General features: G+C 40.7%; 13 protein-coding genes and 1 pseudogene. 9 read left to right on the plus strand and 5 right to left on the minus strand.

Annotation, left to right across the window (positions count from 1 at the left end; genetic code table 11):
- Positions 1-242 precede the first annotated feature (242 nt).
- The 3 genes from FC30_RS07785 (at position 243) to FC30_RS07790 (ending at position 1,579) form a co-directional block, all read left to right on the plus strand.
- Positions 243-509 (plus strand): hypothetical protein, encoded by a 267-nt coding sequence (locus tag FC30_RS07785; protein WP_010689864.1) that lies wholly within the window; start codon positions 243-245, stop codon positions 507-509.
- Positions 510-527: 18 nt separating this feature from the next.
- Positions 528-662: a hypothetical protein gene (locus tag FC30_RS09855; protein ID WP_010689862.1), complete on the plus strand. Its 135-nt coding sequence runs from the start codon at positions 528-530 to the stop codon at positions 660-662.
- Between the two features lie 170 nt (positions 663-832).
- Positions 833-1,579: a gamma-glutamyl-gamma-aminobutyrate hydrolase family protein gene (locus FC30_RS07790; RefSeq protein WP_010689860.1), complete on the plus strand. Its 747-nt coding sequence runs from the start codon at positions 833-835 to the stop codon at positions 1,577-1,579.
- Positions 1,580-1,629: 50 nt separating this feature from the next.
- On the opposite strand, the gene adhP is transcribed toward FC30_RS07790, so the two are convergent.
- Both adhP and FC30_RS07800 read right to left on the minus strand, forming a co-directional pair.
- Positions 1,630-2,646, minus strand: coding sequence for an alcohol dehydrogenase AdhP (gene adhP / locus FC30_RS07795; protein WP_010689857.1), 1,017 nt, complete (start codon positions 2,644-2,646; stop codon positions 1,630-1,632).
- A 177-nt stretch (positions 2,647-2,823) separates the two neighbouring features.
- Positions 2,824-4,191, minus strand: a pseudogene (locus FC30_RS07800) (glutamate--cysteine ligase).
- Between the two features lie 235 nt (positions 4,192-4,426).
- Here FC30_RS07800 and FC30_RS07805 point away from each other — a divergent pair.
- The 3 genes from FC30_RS07805 (at position 4,427) to trxB (ending at position 6,413) form a co-directional block, all read left to right on the plus strand.
- On the plus strand, positions 4,427-5,062 hold the full coding sequence (locus tag FC30_RS07805) for an ArsR/SmtB family transcription factor (RefSeq protein WP_010689853.1): 636 nt from the start codon (positions 4,427-4,429) through the stop codon (positions 5,060-5,062).
- A gap of 91 nt (positions 5,063-5,153) precedes the next feature.
- On the plus strand, positions 5,154-5,468 hold the full coding sequence (gene trxA, locus FC30_RS07810; RefSeq protein ID WP_010689852.1) for a thioredoxin: 315 nt from the start codon (positions 5,154-5,156) through the stop codon (positions 5,466-5,468).
- Between the two features lie 18 nt (positions 5,469-5,486).
- Positions 5,487-6,413 (plus strand): thioredoxin-disulfide reductase, encoded by a 927-nt coding sequence (trxB, locus tag FC30_RS07815; protein WP_010689850.1) that lies wholly within the window; start codon positions 5,487-5,489, stop codon positions 6,411-6,413.
- Between the two features lie 47 nt (positions 6,414-6,460).
- Here the strand turns inward: trxB and FC30_RS07820 are convergent, their stop codons facing one another.
- Positions 6,461-6,640 (minus strand): hypothetical protein, encoded by a 180-nt coding sequence (locus tag FC30_RS07820; RefSeq protein ID WP_010689849.1) that lies wholly within the window; start codon positions 6,638-6,640, stop codon positions 6,461-6,463.
- Positions 6,641-6,917: 277 nt separating this feature from the next.
- On the opposite strand from FC30_RS07820, the gene FC30_RS07825 reads away from it, so the two are divergent.
- A complete protein-coding gene (locus tag FC30_RS07825) occupies positions 6,918-8,243 on the plus strand; it encodes a ClC family H(+)/Cl(-) exchange transporter (RefSeq protein WP_056938500.1) in 1,326 nt (441 codons plus the stop codon).
- Positions 8,244-8,364: 121 nt separating this feature from the next.
- Here FC30_RS07825 and FC30_RS07830 read toward each other — a convergent pair whose 3' ends face one another.
- Positions 8,365-10,281: a sugar MFS transporter gene (locus tag FC30_RS07830; protein ID WP_010689848.1), complete on the minus strand. Its 1,917-nt coding sequence runs from the start codon at positions 10,279-10,281 to the stop codon at positions 8,365-8,367.
- A 165-nt stretch (positions 10,282-10,446) separates the two neighbouring features.
- The gene (locus FC30_RS07835; RefSeq protein WP_010689846.1) at positions 10,447-11,451 is read right to left on the minus strand and encodes a LacI family DNA-binding transcriptional regulator; all 1,005 of its coding nucleotides are present in this window, start codon (positions 11,449-11,451) and stop codon (positions 10,447-10,449) included.
- Between the two features lie 244 nt (positions 11,452-11,695).
- Here FC30_RS07835 and FC30_RS07840 point away from each other — a divergent pair, with 244 nt between their 5' ends.
- Positions 11,696-12,097 (plus strand): hypothetical protein, encoded by a 402-nt coding sequence (locus FC30_RS07840; RefSeq protein ID WP_010689845.1) that lies wholly within the window; start codon positions 11,696-11,698, stop codon positions 12,095-12,097.
- Positions 12,098-12,414: 317 nt separating this feature from the next.
- On the plus strand, positions 12,415-14,159 hold a 1,745-nt coding region (locus FC30_RS07845; protein WP_420896560.1), incomplete at its 3' end, for a mucin-binding protein.

A 14,159-nucleotide genomic window follows, 5' to 3' on the forward strand; every position in this document is an offset into this window, starting at 1 on the left:
CACGTAAAGGTCATACTTTTAGGGTATGGCTTTTTTTGTATATTCAGATTAAGTAGAGCAAAACAAAAAATTACTATTTTAAATCATTATAATGATTTAATAAGTTTGTAGTTAAAATGATCAGAGAAAGGTAAATGTATAGCTGGTCATTGTAGTAGTTAATAAGGTTTATAGTTAAAAAAGGGAAACGATATTCTTTCTATGCATGGATTTGCGCCCTATACATTTATCTAGCGGTAACAATGAAAAAACGACCTGATCAGCCCATTAGACGACCGATCAAGCAACGTTTAAATGAGAGCGGTTACTTAAATATTTTGGGCGTTATTATAGCAATTATCTTACCTGCATTACTCTTCTTTTTTGAAGGTAATTTTTTACATGATGATCTTGAGCTTAGACAAACTAATGAAACTACGGAGACAAGTCTTAAAGTGCGATCAAGCGAAGAACTTGAACCACAATTTGATGTGCAAGAAAATCTAGATCAAGAGGCGATCAACAACTGATAAGAAAGGATGAGTAGGATGTTTAACTTTAATGAATTGGCACAAGTAGAAGATATTTTACAACGTAGTCCTAGTTTAACGCCTTATGAAGTCCAAATGGCAATGTGTGACTTACGTGACCAAGGTAGTTGTTATGTTAGAGATCAAGGATAGATCGAGTATGCCTTAGCTTATTTACCATTTGTTAAAGTTGAAAATGGGCCAAACGGTAACTTAAGACTTGATCATTGGTAGAGTGATTTAAATTTTTTAAGACTTTTAACTTTACTTAAAATCATAAATGTGATATTTTTCTCATAACGTAATTTTAAGGGGGAAATTTCATGCGACCAAGAATTGCCATACCAGCAGACACTTTGACCGAAGCAACTAATGTGATCAATGAGCGCAATGCGCCATTTGCACCACGACCAGCGATCGAAGCGATCGTTAAATCAGGGGGAGCCCCAGTTATTTTGCCAAGTGTTGATCCTAAGTTTGTGGATGATTATATCGACCTGTTTGATGGGATCGTTTTTGCGGGGGGATTTGATGTTGATCCAACCTTTTTTGGGGAAGAACCTCATTTGAAGTTGGGGATGACTTACCGCAAACGTGATATTTTTGAAATTGCATTACTAAAACGATCAGTTGAAAAAGGTAAAGCTATTTTAGGGATCTGTCGTGGTATGCAACTGATAAATGTTGGTCTAGGTGGTACGCTTTATCAAGATCTTTCGGAAAATAAAGATATCTATGTTAAGCATTCGCAAGATGCACCCGGGAATTTTCCGTCTCATCATGCAAATGTGCTCACGGATAGTCGCCTCTATGGACTCGTTGGAAAACGCCCGTATATCAATTCCCGGCATCATCAAGCTTTAAAGGATATCGCACCATCTTTACGCGTTGTGGCTAAATCCGATGATGGAGTAGCCGAGGCGATCGAGTCGCTTGAAAACGATCAAATTTTGGGCTTACAGTGGCATCCTGAAAATACCTACAAGCATTATCAGGACTCACAAAATATTTTTGCTGATCTGATCAAACGTGCAGCTAAAGTTGCTGAAAAAAATAATAAGAATAACTAAAAATAGCTCGCTGGTCATCCAGTGAGCTATTTTTGTGGAGCTATATTATTTTATTCAGTGAAATCAAGCACCATACGACCGTTGATCTTGCCAGCTTCCATTTCTTCAAAAATTTCTGGTGCATCTTGGACCGGACGTTTTTGAACAACTGGTACAACTAGGCCTTGAGTAGCAAAGTCAAAGGCTTCAGCTAGATCTTTTCTTGTTCCAACTAATGAACCGACAACTTTGATACCATCTAAAACGGTTTTAACGATACTTAGTTCCATATATTCAGATGGTAAGCCGACCGCAACAACTGTCCCGCCAGCGCGTAAACTTTCAACAGCTTGATTGAAAGCGATTTTAGAAACGGCGGTTACGACAGCTCCATGGCAGCCACCAGTTAATTCTTGGATCTTTTCGGCACCATTAGGAGTATCTTTAGCATTGATAATGATATCAGCACCGGATTCTTTGGCTAAAGCTAACTTGTCATCGTTGATATCAATGGCAACGACTTTAGCGTTAAAGACCTTTTTAGCGTAGTGAACAGCTAAGTTACCTAAACCACCAGCGCCGTAGATCGTGATCCATTTACCAGGGGCTGCATCGGCTTCTTTGAGTGCTTTATAAGTTGTTACCCCAGCACAAGTAACAGAACTGGCTTGTGCTGGATCGAGTCCCTCGGGTACTTTGACGGCATAATCTGCTACAACGACAGCGTATTCACTCATGCCCCCATCAACTGAGTAACCCGCATTTTGTACGTTACGGCAAAGTGTTTCACGACCTATGGTACAGTATTCACAGTAACCACAGCCTTTGAAGAACCAGGCAATACTTACGCGATCACCGACCTTGAGCGAAGTTACATCATCCGCAACTTCAGTGACGATCCCGATCCCCTCATGGCCTAAGATCCGCCCAGGAACTTTGCCAAAATCCCCATTGGCTACGTGTAAGTCAGTATGACAAACACCACAATACTCCATTTTTACTAAAGCTTCACCTTGTTTGAGTGTTGGAATAGCGCGTTCTGAAATTTCGATCCCACCCCCAGAGTCCTTAACTGAAACGGCCTTCATATTTTTGTGTCACTATATTAAATGCGGAATAACATAACGGTTTATGTTATTAGGAAGAAATATAGTTTCTCCTTTCTTGGCTTTTGTTAGCGGTTACAAAAAATGTTTGAATAATTGATCCCCCCGCATTTGTCCTTCCAAGGAAATCATATATTATTCTTACAAATAAAGCAAAGATTAACTCCGACGTAGATCAGGATCCCAGTTACCAGGGAAGAGCGCTTCTTTTAATTCAGCCGCTGTATATTGTCGATCTTCAAAGCCCTCGAACTTAATGATCGACTCTTGGGCTGCTCGTTGATAGCGACGCACCCGCCGTAAAGCATATTATTCTAAGGAATCGTCTTTGACATAATTTAAGAGGAGCGCACTTGGCGTCGTCAAAGGGTTCTCGACCCGATCTTCTAAATCATCTAAGATCTCTTGATATTCAGGACCAAGTTGGATCCGATTAGCATAACGCTCTAAACTTTTGATCAATGCTCGGGCTTTGTTTTGATATTTACAAATACTACGTGGATCTTCACTGGTAACTTCTTCATTCATGCGATCGGCATTTTCAAGCACACGATTGACTTCATTTGGTTTTAGTGCAGGTGTCATGATCAGATAGCTAGCCAGTAAGCTAATAAAGCGCAAAGTATCAGTTCTAATACCCACTGAACTGCTTGGATCAAGATCTAGCATCCGTAATTCGATATATTCGGCGCCAGTCTTAGGGAGCTCACTTAAAACGGGATTACCTTTAAAGCGGACTGAACCATGGAATTCGTAATCTTTGATCAAGATTTTGTCTTTAACACCTTACTGGATCCGATCGACATAAGCTTGCACACTAGTATAGTCACCAGCAAATTTGGTCCCAAAGCCAAGTGAACTTTGGCGAATGCTACGAACTGGATGCTCGAGCTTAAAGTCATTTTCAAAGTAATTTTTTTCAGCGATTGGACTCGCACCAAAAAGATAGGTGATCAGCCAGCGATAACGCATGAAACCTTGGGCTAAGATCTCATAGAGATAGTTTTTAGCTTCTAACTCATTTTTAAAGCGCTCAGGAAAATTTTATAAAACTAAGTCGATCAGATGTTGATCAATACTTAAATTGATATGTGCCCCACAAGATGTTCCTTCAGCAAAACGGTGGCGACGGGCCCACTCTTTGAGATAAGCTTCTTTTTCTGGACCCCACTGCGCTAAGCGAATATGGCTGGTGTCTTTTGGTAATTTAGGTGGCATTGAAAGTGGCCACAGCAGTTCACCTGGGGCTAGGGATGTTCGTAAAATATTGTTGATCCCATACAGGTAGTGCATTGCATCGAGCGCATACGCTGCTGGTGGAGTTACGATCTCAGACATTGTTTCTAAGAAATCCGTAGTGATCCAAGGATTAGTCGCTTCATCGCCGATTGCTGCTGGATAGGGCTCTTGACTGAGGTCGCCCGCATCATCGATCCGATGCATCTCGATCTCAAGTCCCATTGTGAAATCCGACGTCTTTGCAACTGCTTCATTATCAAAAATTAACTGACCGATCTTACTAAACATAAGCTATTCCCCCAAACGTTATCATTCATATTAGATATTAATTTTAGAAATATTATACTACATTTAAAAAATAATGAAATATAAATCTGGATTATTTTGCAATTTCTTATGCTCGTTCTGAATGGGTGTACTTTACTAAATCAACCTTAAATAGAAAATTTATGGGAGAGAATTGACAAAAAGGAAGCTATTTGTTAATCTATTCAACGAAAAGATTGAATAGGAGTTTAAGCTAATGAAAACGAGCGAAGCACAGGAATATAAGACAAAACTCTATACTGAACTAGCTAAGATCGGTAAGTGTCTCTCGAGCGAGCGACGTTTAGAACTCTTAGAATTACTGACGCAATGCGAAAAGACCGTCGAAAAACTGGCTACAGAGACGCAGATGACGATTGCAAATACATCGCGTCATTTGCAAGTTTTATTTAAAGCCGGGCTAGTCAAGCGCCGAAAACAAGGAAATTTTGTAGTCTACTCGCTGGCCTCATCTCAGGTAGCAGAGTTAGCAAGTAGCTTAAAACAAGTTGGTGTGGTACGTTTGGAAAAGACGCAAGCTGATCTGGCTAAAAAGACAGGTAGCTTGACGATCACGTTAAAACAGGCTAAACAACAAGACCATGCCCTATTTTTAGATGTCCGTCCTACCGATGAGTATCAAGCCGGTCACATCGAAGGCGCATTGAATATTCCATTTGAACAGTTAGAGGAACATTTGAGCTTCTTACCACAAGACCGTGAGATCATCGTGTATTGTCGCGGAAAGCTTTGTACGTATGCTGACCTAGCAACAGGGCTTTTGCATGCTAAGGGCTATGAAGCATATAGCTTGAATCATAGTTATTATGATTGGGTCACTGAAAAAAAGTAAGTTAAGATGGTTGCGTTAAATAAAAAAACGTGATATAGTTTAGTTATTCAATTGGTTAGTTGAATAGTTTTATGATCGTGAGGTAATAAAAATGGTCAAAGTATTTACAGATGAAAATTTTGAAACAGAAACAAATAATGGTGTTGTCTTGATCGACTTTTGGGCAACTTGGTGTGGTCCATGTCGGATGCAAGCTCCGATCATCGAACAATTAGCTGATGAAATGGGCGACAAGGTAACGATCGGCAAGTTAGATGTTGATGCTAACCCTAAGACAGCTCAAGCATTTGGTATCATGTCGATCCCAACTTTATTGATCAAAAAAGATGGTCAAGTTGTGGACCAATTAGTTGGTGTCCATATGAAAGACCAATTGAAACAAGCTTTAGAAAAACATTTAGCTTAATTAATGGAGGATACGCAGATGGCAGATAAGTATGATGTGATCGTGATCGGTGCAGGACCAGGCGGCATGACCGCAGCGCTTTATGCGTCACGCGCAAATTTAAAAGTAGCGATGCTTGATCGTGGTGTTTATGGTGGTAACATGAACAACACAGCTGAGATCGAAAATTACCCGGGCTTTAAAATGATCATGGGTCCCGATCTTTCTGAAGAAATGTATCAAAGTGCAACTAATTTTGGTGCGGAATTTGTCTACGGTAATGTTGAAAAGATCGAAGTGCTCGATGAAAAGACGAAGCTCGTTAAGACCGATAGTGGCGAATTAGAAGCTCCAGTGGTGATCATTGCTACTGGTTCAGAAAGTCGCAAGTTAGGTGTGCCGGGCGAAGAACAATATGGTGGTCGCGGTGTATCATACTGTGCTGTCTGCGATGGTGCCTTTTATAAGAACCGTGATGTTGTTGTGATCGGTGGCGGTGACTCGGCGGTCGAAGAAGGGATGTATTTAGCCAACCTTACTTCAAGCGTGAATGTTGTCCATCGGCGTGATAGCTTACGAGCTCAAAAGATCTTACAAGAACGTGCTTTCAAAAATGACAAGATCAAGTTTACTTGGGATACTGTAGTTGAGGAGATCCAAGGTGACGAGCAAAAAGTGACTGGGGTCAAAGCTAAAAATGTCAAGACAGGTGAAACGACGATCATTCCAGCAGATGGTGTCTTTATCTATGTCGGTTCGATCCCAATGACAGCTCCATTCCAAGACCTTGGGATCACGGATGATAAAGGTTGGATCGTGACAAATGATAAGATGGAAACAAGCATTCCTGGGGTCTATGCGATCGGGGATGTTCGGCAAAAGACATTGCGTCAGATCACGACTGCAGTTGGCGATGGTGGTATCGCCGGTCAAGAAGCTTTCAACTATATCGAAAGTCACAAATAGCAATAAAAGGGCTACTGGGTGCTACCAGTAGCCCTTTTATTTTTGAATCAATTATACTCAACTGAAAAATTGCTATCGTGTGGATCGTCAAAAGCATCATCTTCCAGTCCGATCTCAACGAAATGATGTGTTCCTGTATGCGTGTACGAATAGTGGGCACACCAAAGTAATAATAGGAGTGCAAGTAACGCGATCAAATAGCCCAGATATAGGGCACAATGTTTCATAATTAAAAGATCCCCTTTATCTTACTTAATGCTATTTTAAAATAGCACAACGTAGAAAATTATCGCATATTGCCTTGAGAAGGTCTATAAAGATTATAAAATCAAAAAATATTGTTCTAGTTTTTAATCTTGGAAAGGTATTCATTTAGGACGATATAGTAAGGTTAGGGACGGTAGATCAAGCATTCTAGGCTTTTAATACAAGATTAAACATGTGATAAACTGCGCTAAGAATGTTATTATAGGTAAAGTATTTTATCTAAAGGGATGTGATGCTTTGGTAGCTAGAGCAAAGGATGTACTGGCGCGACCATTTTCCATGGACTATTTAAATTTAGTCTTTCAAGGTGTGATCGTGGGTCTGATCACAGGTGTGATCGTCAGTTGTTTTCGGTGGATCATCGACCACACATTGCAATTATTATTTTGGTGGTATCCATATCTCGAAAGCCATCTGGGTTATGTGCTAGTCTATGCGCTATTTTTAGTGGCGATCAGCTGGTTGTTAGGCAAGATCCTCAAGTATGATCTGACTAACTTGGTCGGATCAGGGGTTCCACAGGTCGAAGCGATCTTGCTGGGACAAAATAGTTATGCACCGTGGCAGATCTTGTGGCGGAAATTTGTGGGTGGCTTGTTAGCAATATGTCCTGGGTTATTTCTTGGACGTGAAGGCCCGTGTATTCAGATGGGAGCCTGTGTAGGACAAGGTTTGGCAGCTGATGTTTTTAAAACTTCTAAAAAAGATCAACAGACTTTGCTATTGGCTGGGGTAGCAGCGGGCTTGGCAGCCGCCTTCAGTGCACCATTAGCTGGGGTATTATTTATGGTCGAAGAGATCACAACGACTTTTAAACCGCGTGTTTGCTTGACGGCTTTAGCAGCTGCTTTGAGTGCAGATCTGATGACCTTAGTTTTATTGGGCCAACAGCCTAGTTTAGCAATGTATATCAAACCCTTTGAAGGAGCACCTAATTATGTCTTTTTGCTCATCTTGGGTATTATTATCGGTATCTTAGCATATGCTTATCAATATGTTTTGTTAGAGCAACTCTATGTTTATAGCAAGCTAAACTTTTTACCGCAACGTTATCACAGCTTGATCCCGTTATTATTGACGATCCCCTTGGGTTTGTGGAATGCTAAACTCTTAGGCGGAAGTCATGATTTTATCAGTTACGTGACGGACATGAGTTTAACGCCGACCGATCCACATGCGCTTTTGAAGTTGCTTGTGCTCTTCTTTATCGTGCGGTTTGTTTTTTCCATGGTATCCTATGGTGCTTCGGTCCCAGGTGGTATCTTTATGCCGATCTTAGCTTTAGGTGCTGTGATCGGATGTTTTGCTGGTTTGTTGGGTGTAAGTGCGGGATGGCTCGAGCACAGCCAAGTTTTAGGGCTGATCTTGATCTCGATGGCAGCCTATTTTGGAGCGATCGAAAAAGCCCCATTTACGGCGATCGTCTTATTGACTGAGATGGCGGGCTCATTAGCGTCAGTTTTCCCATTAGTCTTTGTGACGTTTATCGCCTATACAGTTGATACACTTTTAGGTGGGCGCCCGATCTATACTGCTTTACGTGAAGAAATGTACTTTAAATAAAAAATGACTTGATGGGGCACATCAAGTCATTTTTTATTATCGATCGCGTTTGATACAAAAACTGGTGATCACGGCAAAATCGGGTAGTGCCGTACGGATAACAAAATAGGCGGTTGAAAGATCAACCTTGTTTTATGGTGACCCGAGCGAGGAGTTGTCCGTGGGTCACTTCGCGTTCGACATCGAGTTTCAAATTGGTGATGCGTTTAGGCTGTGTGAAAAAGACGATCACATTATCGCTAAGACCGGCATCTTTGATCACAGCTGGATCAAATTCCAACAATAGATCGCCAGCCTTTACAGTTTGACCATCGGTATAATGTGTCACAAAACCTTCACCGCGTAATTTGACCGTATCGATCCCCACATGGATGACCGCTTCTAGTCCATTATCAGCAACTAATCCTAAGGCATGTTTAGTGGAGAATGTAAAGCGGACTGTGCCATCAAATGGAGCATAGACTTTGGTATCAAGTGGATCGATCACAAAACCAGTTGCATCAAAATCTGGTGCAGCTTTGCTTGGTAAAGCATTGGCAAAACCAGTGACTGGAGCTAAGACATTAGTTGTATCACTGACAGTTAATGGAGCTGGTTTAGCTCCAAGTCCAAAAGTCTCATCGCCAGCGGCTAATTTATCCTTGAGCTCCTCAACAATCGCAGCGTGTTTTTTCTCAGTCAAGTTGACCTTGGTCAAAAAGATCAACAAAGCTAAGACCGCTAAAGCAAGTGGAATGTAAAAGGCCATACTTTCAAAAGTCCGGATGTTTTTAGCGGTCATATCCGCAGCAGTAGCTGAACCCGTCATACCAGCGGCGATCGCGATATAACCGACGATCCCATTGGAAAAGGCCCCTGTCAATTTATCGATCATTGGCCGAACCGCCAAGACGACCGCTTCGTTACGTTCGCCAGTCTTTAATTGACCGTATTCGATCGCATCAGTCAAGGTAAGAACTGTTACGAGTTGGGCAAAGGTAATGTTGAATAAGACGAGCCCGATGACTAAAAGGACCATATTTTCACGGGCAAAGATGAAGATCAAGTATGAAGTGATCATACAACATTGTCCAAAAGAAAAGAGCCACTTTCTCGGGATGAACTTATTCAAGACGGGATATAAAGGTGAGGTCATAAATCCGACTATGATCGCAATAAAGCCTGCCAAACTGAAGGTCTCTGGTTTACCCAAGACGAACTTGAAGAAGTAGTATAAGACACCGTTTGTGACCACGTTAGCAAAGGAGAACATAAAGTATGCCAAACTAGCCCAAAGGATCTGATCGTTCTTAGCTAGACCGACAAAGACATCTTTGATCGTCGTTTTTTGCTTAGCAGCATTACGGATCAGATTGTCTTTTTCTTCAGTTCCCCAAGCCACGATAAAGGCACAGAGAACGGCTAAAAGCGAAATGATGATCGCAAATGCCAGCCAACCTTGAGCGCCTTGGGTGTGTTTTCCGGTGGCAACATAAGTGAAATAGGTCACCACAGGTACGACGATGACGGTCAGACCATTCCAACCGATCGAACCTGTCAAAGTTCCTAAGGCAGTGTAGACGCCTCGTTCTTTACTGTCTTCACTCAAGGCTGGTACCATGCCCCAATAAGAGACATCGGAAAATGAGTAAAAGACATCTAATGTGATGAACAAGATCACAAATAATACGGCAAAGGCGATCCAATTGACATTGGCTAGGTTAAAGATCCCAGTAAAAAGTATTACTAAGATCACAGCACTAACGAGGTTACCGGCAATGATCCATGGTTTGAATTTGCCCCATCTAGTCTTAGTATTATCCACAATGTTTCCCAACAGTGGATCGATCAAGATCTCAATGATCCGGATCACCACGATCAGCCCGGTGATCAAAGCGATCAATTTATTGGCGATCGCGGGTGCTAGTTCACTGAACAAGCCCGCCGTAACAAAGACGATGAACCAATTACTCAGTAAGCCGTAAAAAGCTGCATGCCCCAAGTTGCCCATTGCAAATGAGAACTTGGAGACAAATGATTTTGATGCATGTTTTTCCATTGGTGTTCCCCCTAAAAGCTAAGCAAATAGCTAAAACTAGCTGTAATCGTTTACAGGGATCATCATACAACTTTTTACTTAATAAGTAAACTATATTACTAAAACAATTATGTAAAAACAGTAAAATAAAAATCACATCCTTGATAGAATGCGATTTTTAAGGGTTTATAAGGTAAAACTTTTACGGATCACTAATTCAGTATTGACGAAAGCATGGATCTTAGCACGGTCGGGACGCTCTAAGGCATCACATAATAAATTGATCGCGGTCTGACAGAGTTCCTTTTGGTCGATGCTGTAAGTCGTCAATGGTGGTGAAACGTATTGTGAGACTTCGATGTTATTGATACTGATGATCGCAGTATCATGGGGCAAACGGATCCCAGCTTCATTGAAAGCTTGTAAGACGCCGATCGCTAAAGCATCAGAAGCGACGATAAAGGCATCGGGGAGATCTGAGCACAAAGTAGTAATGATTTTTTGGCCGAGCTCATAACCATTTGAGGTCGTAAATGAGCCCCCGACGAAATAATCTTTTTCATCAAAGATATTCAAACGCTTAGCCCAGTTTTCAAAGGCAAAAGCCCGTGGATCTTGGCGATAGTTGTGTTGTCCCATGATCGAACCGACCCCGCCGATAAAACCGATCCGTTTTTTGCCAGCCCGCTGTAAGAGGTCTAAGGCGTCTAAGATCGTTTGGGAGAGGTCGGGTTGAACGGAATCGAATTTATCTGGATAAGGATTGATATCTAAGAAGATCCCGATCGGTGTGACTTCATGGAGTTTAGCCAGCTTTTCCGGGGAAAGTTCGTCTGCCCCGATCCCGATAAAGCCTTCGTAATTTTTGCCCTTAGCGATCAACTGATCAAGATCATGGAAGATATCGATCGCTAAGTTGGCATTTTTACTTTGTTCGAGGATAAGTTCTTTTAAAGTGTTGAAATAAACATCTTGCAGCTCTTCTTCAGCGGTGAAACTAGTCAAAAGTGCGATCTTACGTGAGATAAGAAATTTATTTTGGCGTTTACCATAGCCGAGCTTGTTTGCCACTGTGAGGATCTTATTTTTAGTGGCAGGGGAAACGGATAAGGTCGGATCTTCATTTAAGAGGCGTGAGACGGTAGCTTGTGAAAAGCCGGATTCTTCTGCGATTTGTTTGATCGTTACCATAATATTACCTGCCTTTACTGCATATTTATAGTTACATTTTACCCTATAGACGTAATTTTTGCTAATTGTGGTATAAGTTGGATAAAAAATAAATTAACGTTTTCATAATAATGGTTATGTTTGAGTTAAGTCGGAGTTGAATGTAAGTGTTTTTATTGACCCGAGAATACGTAAAAAGATAAAATTAAATCACTAAAAAATTTTAGATAATTATTTTATTTTTTAATTTATGGAGGGTGAAAAGATGAATAAGATCGCATTGATGGAAGACGATAAGACAGTTAAGTTGAGTATCCCACGTGGTTACTACGTATTTGCTGAGATGTCAACGATGTCAGACTTTAACGTTAAGATGATGTTACGTGATGCTCAAAGTCAAAAAGTATCATTTGAAGGTGAACGTCAAAGCAAAGATGCTTTACCGCCGATCCGTGGTTTTTACCAATGTGATTATGACGAGACCGAATTACACATTCATATTGAAGAAGGGATCGATCTAGATCTACGCGTTGATAGTACCGATCTGTATGATCAAAACGAAGAATTAGCTGTACGAACAGTTACTGCAGTTGGGCGTGATCTGGCCGATGATAAATACAATGATTTTATGTTGCATTTAACGATCATGCGTTGCAACGATCTTTAAAAAACTAATTGACTATGGTTTCATTTTCAAGTGGAACTATAGTCAATTTTTTTGGAAAAATATTAATTTTTTATTAAATTAAAATTCTATTTGTGTACGAATAGTATGACTTATTTGGTGTCTAAGTCTAAAAAAGACTATTTATACGGTTGGATAGATTTTGCGAAATTTTATTTTTAAAAATAAAATTAAAATAATCTATTATCACATATGAATATCGTAAGTTAGGTAGTGTTGAGCTTTATGATGAAAATGGCAATTATCTAGATCAAGGCTACCGATATGTCAATGATGCAAACGATGCTGCTAAGGCAAGTTTGCCAGAGGTTCCCAAAGAGTTTCCCCAAGGTGACATTGAATACACTTTAGTAGCAAAAGAGGATCTTCCTAGTGATCTAAGCAGATCGATCAAGTATATCTATCGTGGTATTGAAACAAAGGTAACACATGATACTTATACCCTAACGACTAAATTTGTCGACGAATCTGGCAATAAACTTAAAGCTGCTGAACCACAAACGATCACTTGGACAACGACGACTAAGCGAGATATCCATACAAACGAAATTATCTCACAGACATCTGTTCCAAGTGAAGCGAGCTATATGGCAGTAAATAGCTCAGTGATCGCTGGCTATTATGCAACAACGCCAGGCTTGGGCAGCCGAAAAGCTGAACAAAAAAATGCTACACAAGAGATCGTTTATCGTAAGTTGGGTAATATCATTGCTAAAGACAGCCAAGGTAATGATTTAACGAAGGTTCAATATGAAAATGATGCTAACGATGCAACTAAGATCAAAGCGATCGTAGCTCCAACGATCAAAGGTTATCACGTAAAAAGTGAAGTTGTTCAACCAAGTGATCCAGGCCAAGATACAGTGCTCAACTATGGTGAAGACATTCAAGTTGCGCAGATAAAGTATTGGGACAAGACCGCTCACAAGTATATCACTGATGATCAAGGTAAAGATTTGGAAACGATCGAAACTGGGGCACATAATACTAAGATCTCGCATGAAAAAGTAGCCGAACAGATCCACGCTTTGGAAGCTAAGGGCTATAAATATAATTCTGCAAACCAGGAATTTTCAACGGTCTATTTTGATGATGATGATTCAAAACCACAAACATTTACCGTCAAATTAATACATGGTACAACAACGGAACTTGAATCTAAGCAGATTACACGCGAGATCCATATCCATCATCCTAAACAAAAAGAGGAAGTTGTACCACAGACAGCTACCTTTACTCGTACCGGTACTAAGGATCTAGTAACAGGTAAGACTACTTGGAACGCTTGGAGTCCAGCGCAAAAACTTGCCGCTTATACAGCTCCTAAAGTAGATGGATATACGGCAGATAAGTCAGTAGCACAACTTACAGTCAATGCCAATGATGAGATCGCTCCAGTCGATATCTACTACACAGCAAATGATCAAAAAGTGATGATCAAATATGTTGATGTCGATAACAATAACAAAGAAGTCAAGAGCCAATCTGTATCTGGTAAAACTGATCAAACAGTTGATACAAAATATGAAGTACCAGCTAACTATGAATTAGTGGCAGGTCAAGATCTACCAAAAGCAGTTACCTTTAAAGCAAACGGCAACGAACCGATCATCGTAAAGGTAAAACATAAGAAGGTATCCGTGGAAGTAGGCGAGAAAGATACACAAAATGTTGTAACTCGAAAGATCACGGTTCATAGGCCAGATGGTACGACCAAAGATGCCTCTCAAACAGCTACCTTTACTCGTACCGGTACTAAGGATCTAGTAACAGGTAAGACTACTTGGAACGCTTGGAGTCCAGCGCAAAAACTTGCCGCTTATACAGCTCCTAAAGTAGATGGATATACGGCAGATAAGTCAGTAGCACAACTTACAGTCAATGCCAATGATGAGATCGCTCCAGTCGATATCTACTACACAGCAAATGATCAAGAAGTGCTGATCAAATATGTTGATGTCGATAACAATAACAAAGAAGTTGCTAGTCAATCTGTATCTGGTAAAACTGATCAAACAGTTGATACAAAATATGAAGTACCAGC

The sequence above is a fragment of the Ligilactobacillus animalis KCTC 3501 = DSM 20602 genome, from assembly GCF_001434535.1.
GTDB classification, from domain to species: Bacteria; Bacillota; Bacilli; order Lactobacillales; family Lactobacillaceae; genus Ligilactobacillus; species Ligilactobacillus animalis.

Excerpts from the sequence above, each read along its gene's own strand:
- FC30_RS07785 (WP_010689864.1), top strand. The coding sequence starts at position 243 with ATGAAAAAACGACCTGATCAGCCCATTAGACGACCGATCAAGCAACGT.
- FC30_RS09855 (WP_010689862.1), top strand. The coding sequence starts at position 528 with ATGTTTAACTTTAATGAATTGGCACAAGTAGAAGATATTTTACAACGT.
- FC30_RS07790 (WP_010689860.1), top strand. The coding sequence starts at position 833 with ATGCGACCAAGAATTGCCATACCAGCAGACACTTTGACCGAAGCAACT.
- adhP (WP_010689857.1), bottom strand. The coding sequence starts at position 2,646 with ATGAAGGCCGTTTCAGTTAAGGACTCTGGGGGTGGGATCGAAATTTCA.
- FC30_RS07805 (WP_010689853.1), top strand. The coding sequence starts at position 4,427 with ATGAAAACGAGCGAAGCACAGGAATATAAGACAAAACTCTATACTGAA.
- trxA (WP_010689852.1), top strand. The coding sequence starts at position 5,154 with ATGGTCAAAGTATTTACAGATGAAAATTTTGAAACAGAAACAAATAAT.
- trxB (WP_010689850.1), top strand. The coding sequence starts at position 5,487 with ATGGCAGATAAGTATGATGTGATCGTGATCGGTGCAGGACCAGGCGGC.
- FC30_RS07820 (WP_010689849.1), bottom strand. The coding sequence starts at position 6,640 with ATGAAACATTGTGCCCTATATCTGGGCTATTTGATCGCGTTACTTGCA.
- FC30_RS07830 (WP_010689848.1), bottom strand. The coding sequence starts at position 10,281 with ATGGAAAAACATGCATCAAAATCATTTGTCTCCAAGTTCTCATTTGCA.
- FC30_RS07835 (WP_010689846.1), bottom strand. The coding sequence starts at position 11,451 with ATGGTAACGATCAAACAAATCGCAGAAGAATCCGGCTTTTCACAAGCT.
- FC30_RS07840 (WP_010689845.1), top strand. The coding sequence starts at position 11,696 with ATGAATAAGATCGCATTGATGGAAGACGATAAGACAGTTAAGTTGAGT.